Consider the following 18173-nt stretch of genomic DNA (forward strand, 5'->3'; position numbering starts at 1 on the left):
GCACCAACCCAACCGAAAGGGAACACCATGTACGGCTACGACCTGCACAACATCTGCGAGAAAGCGGATGCGTGGGCCAAATTGTTCGAGACAGCCGAATATCTCGACAGCGTCGTCGAGCACAACTGCTGCTCCGAAATCGACGTGTTCGTGGAGCTGCTCATCGCACTCGACTACCACGGCCACGCCTCCGACCTGATGGACGCACACATCGAGGCCGATAGCTGCCGAGACCGCCACCCCACGGCCGATCAAGTGATCTTGGAACCGGCCACCGCTTGAGATCGAAAACCCCACGGAAACAACACAACACCGGGCAGCTGGAATCTGCCCGGTGTCGTGTCCGAGAGTCTACGAGAGGCAACACCATGACCGCAACACACACCGCCCCCGCCGCAGCACTCGAGGTCGCGCAGCTGCACCCCGACGCCCTCGACATCGGCGAGAACGTCCGCGACAGCGTCGATCTGGCGCAGACACCCGACTTCGTCGAATCCATCCGCGAAAACGGAGTACTCGAAGCGATCAGCGCCGTCCGGACCGCAGACGGAACGATCGTCGTCCGCGACGGCCAGCGCCGCACCCTCGCCGCCCGCGAAACCGGCCTGACCAGCATCCCCGTCGTGATCTACCCCGACACCGAAGGCAGTGACAAGGCCCGCGCCGTCGACCGGATCGGCAAGCAGATCACCGCCAACCGGCACCGCGAAGGGCTGACCGCAGCTCAGCACACCCGAGGAGTTGCGCAGATGCTCGAATTCGGCGCATCCATCACGAAGGTGTCCAAGACCCTCGCGATGGACAAGAAAGACGTCAAAGCCCAAGCAGCGGTAGGGAAAGCCGAGGCAGCCCGCGCCGCCCTCGACTCCGGACAGCTCGACCTCGCACACGCCGCAGTAGTGGCCGAGTTCGAGGAAGCAGGAGACACCGAAGCCGTCGAAAAGCTCCTGACCACCAGGCCTTACAACTTCGACCACGTAGCGGAGCGACTACGCGGGTTGCGCGAAGAACGGGAGGCATACGCCCTCGCCGCAGCCCCGTTCGAGGAGAAGGGATTTACGATCCTTCCGCACGATCACATCAGTTTCGGGGAGGAGGTGCCGTCCCCATCCGACCTGGTTACCACAGACGGCGACGAGGTCACCCCGGACATGATCGACGCAGCCCCGCAGTTCTGGGCAGTGTTCCTGGGATCGAACGATGCGTTTTTCGACAAAGCCACCGGCGAGCGCGTCGATTACGACGATGTCGATTGGGACACCGAGGACGACGATTCCGCCGTACCCGACGAAGGGCTACGGCACGCCAACACCGTCGACTACCGGCCCGAATACCTCCCGGAATACTGGTGCCTCGACCAGGAAGGCGCAGGAGTCGAGCCGCGCCCGATCATCGACGGACCCGAGACCAGCGGAAACGACCCCGCCGAGGCAGCTCGGGCAGTGCGCGAGCAGGAAGCGAAGGACAAGCAGGAACGGCGACGAGTCCGCGAGCTGAACAAGCAGGCCGAGGCCGCGACCACCGTCCGCCGCGAGTTCCTGCGCACAAGCTTGCTCACCCGCAAGACCCCACCGAAAACGGCAGCGACCTACGTCGCGACCACCCTCTCCCGCGATCCCGGACTGATCTCGGAATACAAGGCAGCGGAATCGCTCGGTGAGCTGCTCGGATTCAAGGGCTACTACCCCGGCCGAGAGTTGGCCGAGCAAGTGGCGAAGGTGTCCGAGGCTCGCGCTCAGGTCCTGCTTCTCGCGCTGGTGATCGCCGCGCAAGAGTCCCGCATGGTCAAAGACGCATGGCGATCCAAACCCAAGAACGCCGACCAGTACCTCAGTTTCCTGATGGAACAGGGCTACACCCTCGCCGCCGTCGAGGAAATCATCACCGGACAGCTCACATTCGACGAGGTCGCGATCGACTGACCCGATGAAGCGGCGATCCCCGGCCCGAAAGGGCTGGGGACCGTCCGCCCTTCCGCCCCGCACCTTCCTGCCCCCGGCCGGCGGTCACAGCCACCGGCGGACCGGAAGGGCGGAAGGCGGACACCACCACAGACACGCAAGAAGCCGCCCGGCCGCCGGCCACGAACCACGACAAAAGCGCAAGGAAAAGGAACCGACCCGCCCCGGTGTGAACATTCTTCTATCCCGACACTCGCGCATCAAGGCCGCTCCAGAAATAATATCCACACGCGCCACTCGCACGCTCGAACAACGGCGCTACGATATTTTTCCTACGCTCACCTTGACCCACTCCCGCCGAGACCAGAATATCGGCACATACCGGGGGAGGGGGAGAAAGTGCAGGTAGAGAGCATGCAAGTAGCTGTGTACATCACGGTTTGGTATTAGTGAAAGAATGCCGAAAATGATTGAATATGTCATTAACGAAAGCGGAAACTAATCGAAGAAATACCCGCGAAAGTATTGGCTTATATTGCATTGTTCGATAGAATGAAATCAATAAAGAATCACCGACGAGGGGGAATGACAATGGCGATCACCGTATACACCAAGCCCGCATGTGTGCAATGCAATGCCACTTACCGCGCACTCGACAAAGCGGGAATCGAATACGCCGTCATCGACATCACCGAAAACGCACAGGCCCGCGACTACGTCATGAGCCTGGGATACCTGCAAGCCCCCGTCGTCGTCGCAGGAGAAAACCACTGGAGCGGATTCCGCCCCGACGAAATCAAGCTCACCACGGCCGCCTGACCCGCAACCGTCACCAGCGAAACGAGGACACCATGACCGCCGCAGCATTCACCTTCACCCCCGACGCAGACTTCGTCGACCGCGCACTCGACGCCGAGCTCCGCCGCGACAGCGAATCCGTCGACCGCAAACTCCGCACCATGCTCGCCGCCCTCGACGACTCCCTCGCCGGAATCAGCGACGCACGCGAAGAACTGCACACCCTCTACACCGCCACCGGCACGGACACCGCCGAAGACGTTGTCGCCCATGACCAGGACATCGCCACTCATCTCGCCGAGGCTGCCCGCAACCTCCGCGCAGCCGCCGAGATCCTGCGCAGCCACCGGCAACTCACCTCACCGCGACCCTGACCTCCCATGCCCACCGGCGACAGCAAGGACCCCGACGTGACACTCTCACTGGCCACCATCCCCGACTTCGACGACCTCACCAGCGAAAGCGACGAGATCGACGAGTACAGCACCGCCCTCGACGTCGAAGCGCAACTCCTGTGCTCACTGCTCTGGGCACCGGCCGAGAGCGCGAAACGAACCGTCGCAGCCCTGACCAGCGCAGACTTCTACCGACCCGTGAACGCAGCACTGTTCACCGCCATCGAGGAGCTAGTCACTGCAGGCAAACCGCACAACAGTGCCCACGTCTTCACCACCTTGCAGCAAGAAGGCCGCACCAGCGGGCACCTCGGGAAACAACTCACCAAAGCACTCACCGACATCACCACCATCGGCGTCCCGTCCGCTGAACTCGAGCACAACCTCGCCGCCGTTCTCACCCAGGCATACCGCCGCGGATTCCGCGAAGCAGCACGATCCCTCGCCCAAGCCGCGGAAGAGCTCCCCGAAGACCAACTGTTCGAACACCTGCTCAGCATCGGCCGCGAACGCCGAGCCGCCTCCCAACGCCTCGCCGCCATCCGCGAAGGCCGACCATGACCGACACCGAGTCGCAACCGAAACACCGTGCCAGCTCAACACACTTCATCGCCAACATCAGCATCGGAATCCTCTACCTGACGCTCGCAGTATTCGTCCTGACCGTCGCCATCACCGGCACCACCACCGGCCCCGTCCTCGCGGTACTCGCCGGAACAGGGTTGACCGCCTTAGCACTTCACTACTTCATCGCAGCCCGCAAACTCCGCCACACGACCTCAGAGAAAGGTGAACACCAGTGATGAACGACGACGAACACGACGCCTGGCAACTGCACCACCGCGGAGCCAGCTGGGAAGACATCGGCACCGAAATGGGATGCAGCCAGGCAACAGCGCAAACCCTCGCCGCCGCCTACGAGAAACGCACCGACAGCGCCGCAGCCAAAACCCAAAACGCCCTGTTCTGACCCCTCGGCAGTGCGTCGCCGTTTGCCGGCGGCGCGTCTGCACCCCTTGTCATACCCGAACGGCACACTCGCCGACAATGCGCCGTCACGAATCACCCATGAGAAGGAGGACACCGCATGGCTGTCGCCGCGATCATCGCCGTAGCAGCACTCTTGATCTGGGGATTCGGATCAATCATCGCCCGCCTCGCAGGAGCGATCGCAGTCTTCGAAGGACTGCTCCGCATCGGCATCACCGGCAGCACACCCGCCGCCTACGTCATCCTCGCCGCCGGCCTCGCAATCTGGATGACCGGACACTGGATCTGGGCGTTCAAACACAAAGCCTGGCGCACCCGACTCGCCCTGACCGCCTACAGCCTCCCCGGACTCCACCACCTCGCACCCATCCCCACCAACCACACCCCCAGACCGGCCCCGGACACCGCCGTGTGGCCGAGCAAACACTGAGAGGTGCGGACGGTGATGGTTTGGCCGGCGGTCAACCTCAGACGCTGGTCGGTCAGTCAGCGGTTCAGATGGGGTAGGGCCCGAGCCAACTATGGCTCGTTCCGGTCGAAACCGGAACGAGCCATAATCTTTTCAATCTCAGGGTGAGACTGTGTTCTCACTCATGACCGATCTTCGGTGAGTCAGATGAATATCCCGCGATCCGATTGACCCATCGGCGAGTACGGGGATCACCGACGACGAATCCGGGAATGATCGGCGCAGTCACTGCAATGATGATCGCCCTGGTGTAATCCCCGCTAGCAGCTTCCGCCACTGCGACCACAGCCCCTAACGACAGGTACGTGACGGCGACGAACACTGCTGGTTCCTGGTGACGGACCCGAATTCTCCACACAAAGATCGCCACTGCAGCGATCAGACACAGAACCAAGAGCATCAACCGCCAACTGAACTCATCCGACAGGGCTGTGGTGTGTTGACCGACGATCACCACGCAGGCAATCGAAAGAATCACGGCCACCACGAGATTGAACTTCATGACACCTCTCAGTAGCAGTCAGATCCGGTGTGATGCTCACCGTTCACACCAATCGCAGGCGGCCACCATGTACCGGTTGCGCCGAACTTGAGCGCCAAGCACTTGCCCGTTGCCTGTGCCGAGATCGCCCACGCCGAGATGTTCACGACATTGGCCAAAACCACTTCCTGGAACGGCGGCGGGATCAGTGCGATCCACGGTAGCGCAGCGATTCCGCCGGCACCGGCAGCAGCCATCATGCGTGTTTCTTCCTTGTTGAAATACGCATGGCCCGACACGATCCCCCAGTCGAAACGAGGGTCGGCAACGATCGGAAAGGCGGTGTTCTCGTCGAATTCGACGATCTGCACAAGATCACTGCCTTCCACCTGCAGATAGGTCGGCACTGATTGACCGTTTGCATCCTTCGCCCACGGAACGGTGAACCCGCCGTGCGGCATCCGGTCCACGTTGAGAGAAACGGTCCCATCGCCCATGTCCTCGAGTTTTCCGCCTTCAGGTACCTGCACGGGGAAACGGAACGCATGAGGGGCATCCGGTCGGTTGATATGGATCAAAGTCTGCGCACCGTCTGCCAATACCTTGGACTCGAACGTCACGGGCGGATCCTCGGCTGTAGCTGAGCGCTGTTGCAGCGTCTGCGGGAGACCCCATCCAATGGAAACTCCATCTTCCGAGGTCGATCCGATCTCCTCCGGACTGGCACTTGCGGACCCAAGCCCAAAACTGAGAACAGTCGCTATCGCGGCAAATAGAACGACAAGGCGAGCCCACGCCCGGCGAAGACCGGTGTCTAATAAGGGTTTCATCAAATCTCCCACTCTGATCACGATAACCAGACCTCCTGGTTTGCAACCTGACGTTAAACTCCTTCGCGCAAAAAAGGTAGTCGGATCCATCTCTTTTCAAATTATGGGCGCAATTAAACAATACTTAAAAGAAAGATTACTTAAAAGATATCTGTAAAATTCGAAATAATGTCATCCCATTAAAAAACTTTGACGCTATTAACTGTTTTTGGATACCTTCAGGAAGGTGAATTGATCGGGATGCTTGCCTTCGGGGAAAGGTTATCCCTGTTCAGGTCTGCTAATTCGCCTTCACGTGTAGTTCTGGCAACTCGGAAATATCTCTGTTATTTGCCTACCAAACGTAACTCGGAGGAATCATGAAGCGTGCCTTGTCAACAGCTCTCCTGGGAACTATGGCTGCCGCTGGCATCGTCACCGCAACAGCTGGGGTGGCATCGGCAGAGGAAATACGAATGGGAAGTTTTGAGACCGGCCTGCAATCGTGTATCGACGCTGGCGAAACCAAAGCGTACCTTGACATGGGGTATACCGGTTACACCTGCAGGGAAGAGTGGTACGACTCCGATACGCACTTGTTCGTCCTGTTCTACACCCGGTGATCAACTTTCTCCATGTCGATTTATTCGGCGCCGGGAGCTGGAATCGCATCGGATTCTAGCTCCCGGCTATCGTATTACAATGAACGCGGCCGGCGATTCCGACACTCTGCGATTCCGGGGAGCGCCCCGATATTTGTGAGGAATCCACTTTGACGCTGAAGGAAGCATCTTTCAAGTCTGGGCTAAGGACCACGGTAAAGCTTTCATTGGCTGTCGAGCTGGCACCAAACTTCGGATTGGGCTCCCCCAAGTGAGGATTTGAAATGAGCAGGCTCATATAGGACTCACGTGCAGCGTTCGCGCTTTCCGGCGAGGGGACAAGAGTCGAGAAAGTCAGCACATAATCCCGTCCGGGATCGTCCGAACCCGAATCTGTCAGATCGAACGGGCTGGTACGAACCTCGTAGGTCAATCTGTCGGGACTGTCGCTGCCGGTCTTGCTCCGCGTGCACTTGATCTCGTCAGCATTCTGGGTCTGGGAGGCCCCGCTCCAACTTCCTGCGAGCACGACCTCGGAAAACGCGGCGAAGACGATGGTGTCGTGCGTGGAAAGTGTGGGTATTTCTGCATCCGTTGGCCCCATGTACCCGAATCCGGACTGTGGCGGTTCAGTGCTCGGCAATGTCGACAACGAGGTTGACGGGGTAGTTGTACGGGTCGGCCCACTCGGCTCGATCTCATCTGAACTGCACGATACTAGTAAAGACACTCCCACTACTGTTGCGGAAAGAGCTCTTAAAGTGGGAACTACGTGTGGGTGCATACCAATCACTTTCGCTCTTGGGTGATGTCATGACCAGTCAATCCAAATAGCGGGAACACAAGGTTCAATCGCTAATTGTCAGCTTCCCTCTGGTGCTTTTTACCCAATCCGTAAGTGCCTCGCGCACGGCGTCTTGTATCAAGGTGTCCGTCACCGCGCAAGTAATCTTGATTGATTTTTGTAAATCATCAGGGAGTTTTGTGGAGAAGGCCGACAACCTGTAGTTTGAGGCGTTCGCGCTGGCTGCAGAGCGAGCCCAACTTTCGGACGGATGTACGTTCCCCATCAATCTCTCCACTCTTCCGACGAAACGGACACGGGATGCTCGATCGATCCCCCTATGTCGTTTGAGTGAAACATCTTTACCTATACTTTGCAACGGTAACGACCCGGATGACGAGCCTTTGCTGGGGGGTTGTGCCAGGCTGCGTTCACGGCAGGATTCGAGCCAGTGCGGGACCTTCGGAGGGAGTGAATAAGTTGCCTGTGTGCAGGCCCGATCCCGATGACCCTGTGCAGGGACGTTATTTTCTGCAGCGTCGGAGGGTGCGGCCTCATCCGGAATGATCGATTCCGGGGCTTCGTTGTAATGTCTTCATATCAGCGATGTTTGGCGGGATTACGATAGTTGGCCACGGATCTGTAGAAGCAGATGCACTCTCAACGGTATCCCTGTCGTCGACTAGGAGGTCACGGCTGATGGCCCGAAGCAGGTACAGCACCTAGCTATCAGCCGGTTTCGCACGAGCGAATCCTTTCCCATTCGTAAGCGGCCCGGAAATATTCGATTTTCGGAACCTCCGGCAGAAGCTGTATACCGTGACTGCGTATGAGGCAAAGAACGCGACAGGTCGCCACAGCAGTCGTGGCATTTGCGAGAACGCTGATCCTGACGAGTTGCGTGAACAACACTGACTCGCCAATCACTTTCGCCGCCGCCCTTACCGTCCGAGGCGAAGCAGACCAAACGTCAACCGAAGCCGGGCGAATGCATCATCGGAGGGATCCGTGTTGCTCCCAACGACCGAATAGATATCTTCGGCGATAGTGGCGTCGGCGTCGGATCCACTAGTTCGATTCTAGAAACCAACACCATCGATCAGAAACCTGACGGCACAGGTACCTGCACGTACACCGCCAACTTCGATGCCATCCCTGCGAACCAGAAGAGCTACGACGTCTCCCTGGGAAACGGCTTTGCCCGGGAGACCTTCATTTCTGACGAACTCAGGCATGACCCCACCTATGTCTTGCACAGAAACTGACGGTGGTTGATTCCGAGCTTCTCAACGTCGCGAAGTGGCGGGTGCATAGGTGGACCGCAAACGGTCGTATTCGGCCCACGAATCGACCCGAATCGGCGTGATCAAGCGACCATGCGAAACCGTCGACCGAAACTCATCCCGAAACTAAATCGACCGAAATTGCCGAGTAGATCGTTTTCGGTCGGTTCGATAGCATCACTCTCAACGCAGAACGACGAACACGCCGCCGGCGACCTCCGCAGAGGGTCGGCAGCATCGAAACCGCAGAAACGCGTTCAGCCGCAAAACGAGAACCGGGGGAGCAGACCATGACGAATCCAGACGAGATTCCGCGTAAACCCACCCGCATCCTGACCGCGGGCGAGATCGAACGGGAAATAGCAGGCATCCGCGCCGGCCTCGAAATGGGTGGCGTCCCCTTCACCGCGGAAGCGGAAGCAGCAGCCCGAGCTGTCCTCAACGGCGAGATCACCGGAGACGAAGCGATCGCCCGCGGACTCGCCGACCTGAACGCCCGCACCGCTCAGTGAACAACGACTATCACTATCCGGGAACCACGGTCCTACGAAACCGACTCGGATACACCGACCCTCACACGCTCGCACAGGCCGAAGCCCTCATCGCCGCAACACGAATGGCGGAGCTGGCAGCGAACCCAATCGACGGGCACTTCGACTTCGCGCACCTGCAAGCAATCCACCGTCACCTCCTCGGTGACCTCTACGAATGGGCCGGTGAAATCCGCACCATCGACACCGCGCCAGGCGATCTCGGCATCCTCCACGACCCACCCGCCGCAATCCCCGGCGAACTCGATCGTGTGTTCACCGACATCAACAGCGGCGTCTACGTCAACCACCACAGCCACGAAGCGTTCGTCCAGGATCTCGCCGGACACTGGGGAGACCTGACCAGTGTCCATCCGTTCGTCGACGGAAACTCCCGCGCCCAAAGGGTTTTCTTCGACCAACTCGCACGCGATGTCGGATGGGCCATCGAGTGGCGCGAACTCAGCGTCGACGCCGTCCAAGCTGCCCGCAACTTCGCCTACGTCGACGGCGGAACCATCCTCGCCGACGTATTGCGCCCCGCGATCAAGCCTGTCACCGAAGTGCCCGCGGACTCCATCGCTACATCGCCCCGCGGCGCCGCCATGACCTTCCCCGAGCACTGGCAGGCCATGATCGAGCACTACGACACCATGCCCGAACAGGCCTACACGTGGGCAAGCCAGATCAAATCCGAAGCACCACAACATGACCCACAGTCGACCGAGATCCGGCCAACTCCCACACCGGTCGCTCCGGAGCGAGAATTAGCCGACCTCGACACCACCAAGTTCCACACCCACTGGAGCCCCGAGGTCGACCACCAGCTCCTGAACAGCCGCACCATCCCACAACACAGCAGCAGACCAGAAGGACCGAGACTGTGAGCATCATCGGATACGCCCGCGTCTCCACCCTCGAACAAAACCCCGAACTGCAGCAGCATGCACTCCGCCAAGCCGGAGCGATCCGCATCTTCACCGACTACGAATCCGGCTCCAAAACGCAGCGACCCCAACTCACCGAATGCCTGAACTACCTACGCGAGAACGACGGCGACGTCCTCGTCGTCTGGAAACTCGACCGCCTCGGACGATCCGTCCGCCACGTCATCGACACCGTCCACAACCTCGGCGAACGCGGCATCGCATTCCGTTCCCTCACAGAAGGATTCGACACCACCACCGCAGGCGGGGAATTCCTCTTCCACATCATGGCAGCCCTCGCACAAATGGAACGACGCATGATCGTCGAACGCACCCACGCCGGCCTCGAAGCCGCCCGACGCCAAGGCCGGCACGGCGGCCGGCCCACCGTCATGACGCCCGAACGCACCGAACTTGCCCGCACCCTCCGCGAGCAGGGGAGAAGTCTCGACGCCATCGCCGCGACGCTCGGCGTCGGCCGATCGTCGGTCAGCCGTGCACTCCTGACGGATGCTCAATAGCTCGCTCGGTGTCGACAATCATGTGAGCAGGGTATCGAGATGGGCGATGGTGGAGCAGGTGTCGTGATGCAAAACTGTCGTCATTCCAACCGCGGCCGCGCCGTCGACGGCGATCTGTGCGTCGTCGACGAATAGGGCCCGTAAGGGGTCCACGTCGAGTCGGCGACATGCCAGCTTATATATCTCGGGGTCGGGCTTGGCTATGCCAACTTCATGTGAGTAAACGATGTCGTCGACGAGGTCGCTGAAACCGTGGGCGGTTTCCTCTCGCTCGCGAGCACCCACGAAGCTGTTGCTCAGCAGCCCGGTGCGTAGACGAGGCCGCAACCCGGCGAGGTAGTCCGTCAATTCGATCTCGGCGGTTCCGAGGTACTGCGCCCACATGTCCTCGAAGATCTCATTCACCACTGCCACGGACAGATTGATCCGGATGGACATTTCGCGGCGTATCTCGTCCTCCGTCCGAAGGCCTAAGGCACCAGCCGGCCATAGGTCAACGGTATGGACCGCGATCGTCCCCGGTGCGAGGCCGAGGAGTTTTTCGTGTTTGGTGGAAAAGTCCATGCCCTCCACGACTTCGAGGACGCCACCGATATCAAAGAGCACGGCGTCAAACTCCATGACCCCACGGTATCGAAGTGAGCATGATCTCCGAAGTATTGGAAGAATACGGCCTGCACTTGCAGCAGATGGCCTTCCGGGCTCAGTCCCTCGTACCGCTCCAGTCTCGTCGCTTAACGCCCCGCCTGCACAGGTCCAGGATCTCTCACTTCAGGTGTCGATCGAGAGTGATGCATCCGACGCCGATGATTTCGGCGATGCCGGTTAGATGCATTCCGTTTCCCGTATCCGTTGTGCCTGTGTGAGTTTCGTCGATGTCATCTTTGGGAGCCGACCTCCGGTACGGCCCCGCGCCCTTGGGCTGCGGCGAGACCGACCTGAGCCCTTTACCGGATGCTGGCGCTTGAATTCTGCGAGTGCCCTTTAAGATCGGAAAGGTCAGTTTGCAAGGCTGCGAGTTGATCACATTTTGCCGACCACGATGCCCTCGACGGGGAGCGCCGCATATTGGGACGAAGTACCCTGTTTCGATGGGCTCCGTCTAAAGGATGAACTTTTAGTACGAGGAAACTGCTCTACCAGCGATTTAAACCAACTGAACTGTTTCGTTATCGAGGTGATGCGAACGTTGCCTTGAAAGTTATGGGAAACTCTTTACTCTGGTGGTGATCGCGTGTTCGAGCACTCGGCAGGCAATGCCGAAATGTGTTGGGCAGGTGTCCATTCGATCTTGGTTGCCAATTGAATGCTCTGAAGAGCCGATTCAGGGGAGGGCGGATTCTATGTGGGGATTCCTTGGGGGGACGGTCGAGAATCGGATTGCTCTCTGCAGTAACTTGGAGGGGCAGTGATGGGTGCTGAGCAGGTGCGCCGAACTGCTCGCGCCAGAGCGCGTTCGTGGTTCGAGCAGACTTCGCGGGTGCAGGTCAGCAGTTCCTACGATGACCGTGAGACGTCATTGTCTCGAGATGTGTGCGTCGAGATTGGTGTGGCTCTGTGCCCCGTCGAGCCACGGCGGGTACTGGATGTGGGGTGCGGTGGCGGCGGCGGGCTGCATCGTCTGCGTGAGGCCTTGCCTGATGCGGCTCTAATTGGTGTCGACCCCAGTCGTGGAGCGATTCGCGAGGCCCGGCGGCGTATGGCCAATGATGCTGACTGCCTGACGATTTGCACATCGGTAGAGGATTTGAAGATCAATCATCCGGATGGCGGTTTGAGAGAGGTTGGGGATTTTGATCTCATTCTGATTCATTTGAGTCTTGGTCTGTTTGACGACCCTCCGAGTGCGTTGGAGGCACTGATGCCAATGCTGGCGGATGGAGGTCGATGCTATCTTGTCGACCTGATCCGCTCTGATGATTGGAATGGGCACGACGTGCCGGAGACCTTCAATGCACTCTATGAGGAGGAGCATGCTTACCTCCGTGATCAGTTGGCCGCGTCATACTCGTTCCAGGAACTGGAAGAACTCGCTGCCCAGGTAGCCCAATCGAGCGGGGTACGCGGGCAGGCTCGACGCGGAGGGCTGGGGGGATACCCGCCCAACTCGCCGCAGGGGCGGGCTTTGTGGGCGAAGGCGCCGAGGCTTGGGGGGCTGTTGGCGGGTGGCGGTGCTCGCGCAGGCGCCGCTGGTCAGATGGGTGACGTTGTGCACCTTGAATTTTGGAGATCCGAGTGAGAGTGGTGGATGGCTCTTTCGATCGACCGATTCGTGTCGGCGTTCTGGCCTCGGTGTCGATTATCTCGGCAGGGTTGCAGGTAATCCTCGAACAAGAGGGGAGCATGTGTGTTGCTTTCTGCGCGCTCACGTTGGAAGAGGCCGCCCAGAAAGTGTCGGCATCGAGTCCGGAGGTGGTGATCGTGGAGAGCGAATTCGCCTACGGCCCTGACGGATACGGCCGCGTTGTTCAGAAGCTGAGGGCTGACGATCCGAGTCTCGCAGTAGTCGTTCTCGCCAATCATGAAAGTGACGTCGTCGGGGCGTTGAGAGGGGGTGTTCGTGGCTTCCTTCTTCGTGATGCGCCCCCGGCGGAGATAACCGCGGCACTGCGCCTCGCGGTCGGAGGGTCGGTGCCGGTTTCGCCGAAGACGCTTCCACATCTGGTCACGGAGGTAGTTTCGCCGCGCACTGTTCCGTGTCTGTCGCAACGTGAATGCGAGGTGCTCAGATTCGTCTCTCGAGGAATGACCAACAAGCGGATCGCAGAGAAGTTGTTCTTGTCCGAGGCCACGGTCAAGACGCATCTACGGCGAGTGTTCAATAAGCTGGAGGTACCGGATCGGACGGCAGCGGTTGCGCGGGCGATTGTCTACGGCATCCTCGAGCGCCCCCTGTCTACTCAATCCCAGGCGTCTGCCTCGGGCAATTGAGTCCTGGCGGTGTGCGGGTGTGGTGAGCCTGCTGTCTGTCTCGATCGGCGGGCAAAGGTCGTGTGTGCCACCACCAGATTGTGGGCGGCGTGGGCGACCGCAGCGGCGGCCAACCCCGCAAGGCCGGCGAACACGGTGAGAGCTAGGCCGATAACGCACAGGTACGGTGCGCTACGCCATCCAGAGACAGGGGGATGGAGCAGAACGAAACCGAACAAAGCAATTGCGGCCGAGGCGATCGCAGGTAGTCCAACCCCGACGAGCACGCTTGGTGCCGCCCATCTCCAGATGATCTCTTCGGCGCTGGCGCATGAAACCGTCCACACATGTGCGGGTAGCCGGGTCGCCCACGGCTGATTCGTTGTTGGTAGTCGTACGAGGCGGGCACGCCCCACACGTGCCGAGATCACAGGAATCAGCCCGCCGCCGATACAGCACGCCACCACCGCAAGGATCGCGATCGGAGCAGAGTAAGGAGCCCACCATTTTTGTGTTCCCTCCGCCCCTACAACGATTCCGATAGCCACTGCGACAGTAGCCACTACGACAGTGCCCTTGTCGTAGTGGTCTCTCGCTCGGGTCGAACGGTGACGCTGCAGCAACCACGGGGTCAGCAGATGCCCGAAGACGAGCGCTGCCAGCGTCACCTGTGCGAATGGTGTCACCCCTTTCGCTGGCCGCCCTTGGATAGGCGCGGTCCAAGGAGTGCGACGTAGAGTGGTGCCTCGTTCACGCCGTCGTACTGCAGTTCTTCGGTGAACTCGTCGTCCAGGAACCCGCCGATCGGCCGCGCAGCGAGGTCATATGCTGTGGCGCTCAACAGGACATTCTGGATGACATGGCCTGCTTCCATCAGACAAAAGCGCAAAGAACGCAGGCCGTACTTGAAGCGGGATCGCCAGAATGTTCCCCCGACCACGAGCATTGCCGAGCAGTCCTGTGCCATTTGTGGCTGCAGGGTGGCCAGATGCAGCTTGTCGTTGTCGACCTCGCGAATCCACGTCAGTGCGTGACGGAACGGGTCGTAATGGTGCAGGCCGGGATCGAGGCCCTCGACGTTCTGAGCGATGACGTAGAGATCCAATGGGTAGAGCGCCCCACCCGAGGGGACTGGCCTGCGCGGCCACCCATCGACCATCCGAACCCGGTACGCGAGATGAAGAATGGCGGAGATTGTGCCCAGCGGGATCGGTTCCGCCCCGAACTCCTCACTGCTTCGACGATTTTGCATGATCGTCATCAGATCGACGCTCACGCTGTCCGGCTCCGGTAGCGGAATCTGGGGGCGGCTCGGGTTCAGCCGAGACGCTCGTTGGGTCAGCAGGCGCAACTCCTCGGATTGCTCCAGCGCGATGCCTCCTGGAACGTCCCAGCTCAGGGAACGCAGATGCAATTTGGACGCTTCGAAATAGCACTCCGCGACATCGTCGCGAGCAGGCGGAGAATCGCCGTAGATCGCGTCGATCAGGTTCGCGCCGTGCAGGTTTTCTGTTTCGGGCATTCCTTTTCCTCAGGTTGCGTCCGGCGATTGACGGTGCCGGAAAGTATCGGATCAGGGGAACGGGTGGGGGTAAGGGTTGAGTTCGTCGTCCGATAACGCTCGTGGTTGCAGGTTCAACTCGAGGGGGCGTTGCCGAAGGCGGGGCGACCCTAGGAAACGAGCCCGAAACGATGAGTCCAGGGGAACGAGAGCTGGGGCGAAAACACGGGCGACTACCATCCCAGCTTCGAAGATATCGGGACTGGTGGCGTCTGCGACGTAGGTGTCGATGCCCTGGCTATCGAGTTTTTGAACCAATGCGCGTACTAGATCTCGTGGTCGATTGTCCGGGAACTTCGGCAGGTCCCGGATTGCCACGCGCTCCTGTGATTCATCGAGGAACTCGGTGGCGTGCTCCAGGCCAGGGCCGGCGTACAGCCGAACATGGTCATCGAAGCGGTGTACTTCTGCGTCGAAGTCAGTGTCGGGCGGCAGCAGATTCCCTTCTCGCTGTTCCGCCCGCATCCACACTCTGGTCTGGAACGCTTCGATGACAGCCTTCACGATGGCCCGCTGCGGTGTGGCCGCAGCGGCAGCACCTACGGCAGTCGGGCTGATATCGGTCAAGCGATTACGCACCATGGTCAGCACCGCAGGGACCTCGCAGAAGGAGCTCAGATCGATGAGCGAGACTTCAAGGCCGGTCGGGTCGACGTGGCGTTCGAAAAACGCCGCAACTTCGGGGTCACTGCGTGGATCGATCAAGGGCATACTCAGACGGTTGTGCCACACCGTGCAGAAAGCGTCCCGCTCGATCAATTCCAGTAAACCTGAACAAACTGCTTCATCCCATGTACAGCCGGCGCCGATCCCGTTGCTGGTGCTGTGCGAGATCCGTTCGGCCTGCTCACGGTGCGGGCCTGAGAGAAACACCAGCACCGCAGGAAGCCAAGTCGGCTCTCCTGTGACCAAACTCGAGCCTTTGACCCAACTGATCCTGGTATCGGCACCGAAAGGGACATAGGGGAAATCTGGACGAGCCAGTTGTTCGGCTGAGAACAACGAGAGCTGACTCGGTGAGATCGCTGCTTCGCCACGTGAGTTCAGCTCTGACCATGTGGCTTGAACCATGTGCTTTTCTGGCCAGTAGGCGGCGCTATATCGTTCAGCTGCCTCGCCGAGCGCTGACAACATCGCCGAACGCTCGTCGAGTGATCCGCCCCCAGCCGCCTGAGCGCAGGCCTCACCGAGTAGTCGCTGCGATTCGCAGGCGCGGGCGCCTACGGCGAAAGCTTGTGCATCGTCTGTGTCGTGCATCTGGCGGTACAAGCGGGTAGCGATGCCCACGACAGGTGAAAGTAACGGGCGCAGAACCTTTTCGGATTCGGCGGCCGGAGTCCACTCCGGCCCGATACCTGCCGGAATTCCATCGCTCACACCGGTCGGAACACCGGTCGGAACGGCGTTAGGAGGGGATTGGGAGACGATGCTCACTGGTTTTCCTCCTGCGTGGAGGCGACTTCGTCGGAAGCCTGCGGATTGTCGTGACGGTGAAGGGGGACACCCGCATCGGGATGGAACCAAATCATCGGGTAGCCAGTGTCGCGGGCACCTGAGCACTCTGGGCAACGTGGAACACGATAGAGGCGATGCGCATTGACCTCGAGTCCGCTCGAACCGATCTCAAGGGTATGGAGGCCACCCGGAACAGCCAGACCGGCGTTCCGATCCGTCAGGCCGAACCACTCCACAACACGTTCGATCACCAAACCCACCTGCATGGTCGACAGACCTGGCCAGAGGGTGGACCGATCCGAGGTGGAGCGAACTGGCCGTGCGGTGAGGATATCCGCGACGACCTCACGGTCCGGGAAAGATGCCCCCCGGCGTTCCCGATAGCACACGAAGCAGGCTGATTCTTTCGGAAGCGTCCACGGCCCTACGAGGGCTCGACGACCGTCGAAAGGGATTACCGGTAGCCACGTGCGGCCTGATTCGAGTGCGATGCGATTCCAGTCGGTCAACAGCGCATCTTGATCGTTGTTTCCGACGACGATGACTACATCGCGGACCGGGTCCGAGCTCGCCGGAACAGCATCGATGCTGTGGCCGGCGTCAGTGACCTGGACTCCCGCCGATCGCAACCCCTCAATTAGACTCTCGGCGAGGTTGTTTCGGCCCAATACCGTCGCTGTTCCATCCTTCATACGCTCAGTGACAGTCCGTAAGGGCACATTCCGCAGAGCGCGCAACCAAATTCCGACCGCGGCCGGTGGCGCGTCGCGCAAATCTTGCGCGACCTCGTCTCGCTCCAACAGACCAACCTGAGTAAGTTGATTGAGTACTGACTCGAGCGCCAGCATCCGGGCTTGGTCCGCGTCCGCACCGACATCCAGTGTGGCGCGGCCGTCACTGAGAAGCGTCAGCAAGGCCTCGGTGAAAGCCGGCAGTTGGCCGCCGGTCAGACGCGCGACATGATCCCCTGTCCGAACCAGAACTGCTTCATCGGTCACTGTCACCGTCGTTCCCGGGTTGATGGCAATTGGCCGGTCGGTCTGAATGCTCATTGAGGTTGCTCCCACAGTTCGAGTTGGTTTACGTTCGTCGGTCAGCGACTGCTGTGTGCATCGACCGGAATTCCGGGGCTGTTGGCGGTACTCGCGGCGATCAGTCGAGTCAGATCCAGCGGCCGAGGTGGACGACCGAGAGCACGTTCGACGATCCCGCTGGTCTGCTTCGGTGATCCCACCCACTGCTGGTGATGCGGGACACGCAGAGCCGTGTCTAAGTCCCACCCGACGCTCGAGCACAAGGCGGAAACAACCTGCCCCGGCGTCAATTCGTAGTACTCCGCACGCACCTTCAGGCGTTCTGTGAGTTGGTTGACCAGGTCCGGTAACGAAACCCCCTCCTGGCCCGCTACTTCGTAGATGCGCCCGTCCCGCAAGGTGGGCTCATCGGTGAGCTTTCGTATCAGGTCGGCGAGGTCCGCGACAGTCAGCCATGCCACCGGTGAGGGGCCGAAACACCCATAGGCCGCCGAGTAGCTCAGGACCTGGTGGATTACCTGGTCTAGGTCGGCATCCATTGGAGAACACCGCAGAACGCAACAATCGGGACGAGTTGAGAGTGCCAGCGCTTCACCTCGCGCTACCTCTTCGAGGTAGGGGTTGTCGTCGATAGCCCCATCGACACCCTGCGCGGAGATCACGATCAACGGCAAATCTGGGATGAGGGGGTACCGCAGGCATTCTGCGTGTTGCGCGGGGGTGA

The 18173-nt window shown here is 60.1% G+C and carries 22 protein-coding genes; 13 read left to right on the forward strand and 9 right to left on the reverse strand.

Features of this window, described 5'->3' with window-relative positions; all coding sequences use genetic code 11:
* Positions 1-27 precede the first annotated feature (27 nt).
* The 8 genes from DBV08_RS18475 to DBV08_RS18505 all read left to right on the forward strand — a co-directional run bounded on the left by DBV08_RS18475 (position 28) and on the right by DBV08_RS18505 (position 4514).
* On the forward strand, positions 28-282 hold the full coding sequence (locus DBV08_RS18475) for a hypothetical protein (protein ID WP_124568409.1): 255 nt from the start codon (positions 28-30) through the stop codon (positions 280-282).
* 86 nt (positions 283-368) lie between these two features.
* Positions 369-1922, forward strand: a complete 1554-nt coding sequence (locus DBV08_RS18480) for a ParB N-terminal domain-containing protein (RefSeq protein WP_124568410.1) — start codon at positions 369-371, stop codon at positions 1920-1922.
* Between the two features lie 570 nt (positions 1923-2492).
* Positions 2493-2720 carry a glutaredoxin-like protein NrdH gene (gene nrdH, locus DBV08_RS18485; protein ID WP_124568411.1) on the forward strand — a complete coding sequence of 76 codons (228 nt, stop codon included), beginning with the start codon at positions 2493-2495 and terminating at the stop codon, positions 2718-2720.
* A 32-nt stretch (positions 2721-2752) separates the two neighbouring features.
* Positions 2753-3073, forward strand: coding sequence for a hypothetical protein (locus tag DBV08_RS18490; protein ID WP_124568412.1), 321 nt, complete (start codon positions 2753-2755; stop codon positions 3071-3073).
* Positions 3074-3079: 6 nt separating this feature from the next.
* On the forward strand, positions 3080-3655 hold the full coding sequence (locus DBV08_RS18495; RefSeq protein ID WP_124568413.1) for a DnaB-like helicase N-terminal domain-containing protein: 576 nt from the start codon (positions 3080-3082) through the stop codon (positions 3653-3655).
* Complete coding sequence (locus DBV08_RS18500; protein WP_124568414.1) at positions 3652-3897, forward strand: hypothetical protein; 246 nt, start codon at positions 3652-3654, stop codon at positions 3895-3897. Before DBV08_RS18495 ends, DBV08_RS18500 begins: the two co-directional genes overlap by 4 nt.
* Complete coding sequence (locus DBV08_RS32345) at positions 3897-4064, forward strand: hypothetical protein (protein ID WP_185564726.1); 168 nt, start codon at positions 3897-3899, stop codon at positions 4062-4064. Before DBV08_RS18500 ends, DBV08_RS32345 begins: the two co-directional genes overlap by 1 nt.
* A gap of 117 nt (positions 4065-4181) precedes the next feature.
* On the forward strand, positions 4182-4514 hold the full coding sequence (locus DBV08_RS18505; protein ID WP_124568415.1) for a hypothetical protein: 333 nt from the start codon (positions 4182-4184) through the stop codon (positions 4512-4514).
* A 157-nt stretch (positions 4515-4671) separates the two neighbouring features.
* Here DBV08_RS18505 and DBV08_RS18510 read toward each other — a convergent pair whose 3' ends face one another.
* The 3 genes from DBV08_RS18510 to DBV08_RS18520 form a co-directional block, all read right to left on the reverse strand.
* Positions 4672-5055, reverse strand: a complete 384-nt coding sequence (locus tag DBV08_RS18510) for a hypothetical protein (protein WP_124568416.1) — start codon at positions 5053-5055, stop codon at positions 4672-4674.
* An 8-nt stretch (positions 5056-5063) separates the two neighbouring features.
* Positions 5064-5654, reverse strand: coding sequence for a hypothetical protein (locus DBV08_RS18515; protein WP_024488090.1), 591 nt, complete (start codon positions 5652-5654; stop codon positions 5064-5066).
* Between the two features lie 867 nt (positions 5655-6521).
* On the reverse strand, positions 6522-7049 hold the full coding sequence (locus DBV08_RS18520) for a hypothetical protein (RefSeq protein ID WP_124568417.1): 528 nt from the start codon (positions 7047-7049) through the stop codon (positions 6522-6524).
* 1753 nt (positions 7050-8802) lie between these two features.
* On the opposite strand from DBV08_RS18520, the gene DBV08_RS18530 reads away from it, so the two are divergent.
* Genes DBV08_RS18530 through DBV08_RS18540 form a run of 3 tightly spaced genes read left to right on the forward strand, consistent with a single transcriptional unit; the run spans position 8803 to position 10489 of the window.
* Positions 8803-9024 carry a hypothetical protein gene (locus DBV08_RS18530; protein WP_124568418.1) on the forward strand — a complete coding sequence of 74 codons (222 nt, stop codon included), beginning with the start codon at positions 8803-8805 and terminating at the stop codon, positions 9022-9024.
* Complete coding sequence (locus tag DBV08_RS18535; RefSeq protein WP_124568419.1) at positions 9021-9929, forward strand: Fic family protein; 909 nt, start codon at positions 9021-9023, stop codon at positions 9927-9929. The genes DBV08_RS18530 and DBV08_RS18535 overlap by 4 nt, the downstream gene beginning before the upstream one ends.
* Positions 9926-10489: a recombinase family protein gene (locus tag DBV08_RS18540; RefSeq protein WP_124568420.1), complete on the forward strand. Its 564-nt coding sequence runs from the start codon at positions 9926-9928 to the stop codon at positions 10487-10489. The genes DBV08_RS18535 and DBV08_RS18540 overlap by 4 nt, the downstream gene beginning before the upstream one ends.
* Positions 10490-10507: 18 nt before the next feature.
* On the opposite strand, the gene DBV08_RS18545 is transcribed toward DBV08_RS18540, so the two are convergent.
* On the reverse strand, positions 10508-11110 hold the full coding sequence (locus DBV08_RS18545) for an HAD-IA family hydrolase (protein WP_124568421.1): 603 nt from the start codon (positions 11108-11110) through the stop codon (positions 10508-10510).
* An 859-nt stretch (positions 11111-11969) separates the two neighbouring features.
* On the opposite strand from DBV08_RS18545, the gene DBV08_RS18555 reads away from it, so the two are divergent.
* Both DBV08_RS18555 and DBV08_RS18560 read left to right on the forward strand, forming a co-directional pair.
* Positions 11970-12728 (forward strand): trans-aconitate 2-methyltransferase, encoded by a 759-nt coding sequence (locus DBV08_RS18555; RefSeq protein WP_185564730.1) that lies wholly within the window; start codon positions 11970-11972, stop codon positions 12726-12728.
* Positions 12725-13420 carry a response regulator transcription factor gene (locus DBV08_RS18560; RefSeq protein WP_124568423.1) on the forward strand — a complete coding sequence of 232 codons (696 nt, stop codon included), beginning with the start codon at positions 12725-12727 and terminating at the stop codon, positions 13418-13420. Before DBV08_RS18555 ends, DBV08_RS18560 begins: the two co-directional genes overlap by 4 nt.
* On the opposite strand, the gene DBV08_RS18565 is transcribed toward DBV08_RS18560, so the two are convergent.
* Genes DBV08_RS18565 through DBV08_RS18585 form a run of 5 tightly spaced genes read right to left on the reverse strand, consistent with a single transcriptional unit; the run spans position 13390 to position 17988 of the window.
* Complete coding sequence (locus DBV08_RS18565; protein ID WP_185564733.1) at positions 13390-14085, reverse strand: type II CAAX prenyl endopeptidase Rce1 family protein; 696 nt, start codon at positions 14083-14085, stop codon at positions 13390-13392. The two genes, DBV08_RS18560 and DBV08_RS18565, sit on opposite strands and share 31 nt — an antisense overlap.
* A complete protein-coding gene (locus DBV08_RS18570) occupies positions 14082-14921 on the reverse strand; it encodes a SagB/ThcOx family dehydrogenase (protein ID WP_124568425.1) in 840 nt (279 codons plus the stop codon). Before DBV08_RS18570 ends, DBV08_RS18565 begins: the two co-directional genes overlap by 4 nt.
* Before the next feature lie 51 nt (positions 14922-14972).
* On the reverse strand, positions 14973-16394 hold the full coding sequence (locus DBV08_RS18575; protein ID WP_124568426.1) for a YcaO-like family protein: 1422 nt from the start codon (positions 16392-16394) through the stop codon (positions 14973-14975).
* Positions 16391-17467, reverse strand: a complete 1077-nt coding sequence (locus DBV08_RS18580; protein WP_124568427.1) for a TOMM precursor leader peptide-binding protein — start codon at positions 17465-17467, stop codon at positions 16391-16393. Before DBV08_RS18580 ends, DBV08_RS18575 begins: the two co-directional genes overlap by 4 nt.
* A 41-nt stretch (positions 17468-17508) precedes the next feature.
* Positions 17509-17988 (reverse strand): hypothetical protein, encoded by a 480-nt coding sequence (locus tag DBV08_RS18585; protein WP_124568428.1) that lies wholly within the window; start codon positions 17986-17988, stop codon positions 17509-17511.
* Positions 17989-18173 lie beyond the last annotated feature (185 nt).

This window comes from Rhodococcus sp. KBW08, from assembly GCF_003852455.1.
Classification (GTDB): Bacteria; Actinomycetota; Actinomycetes; order Mycobacteriales; family Mycobacteriaceae; genus Rhodococcus_F; species Rhodococcus_F baikonurensis.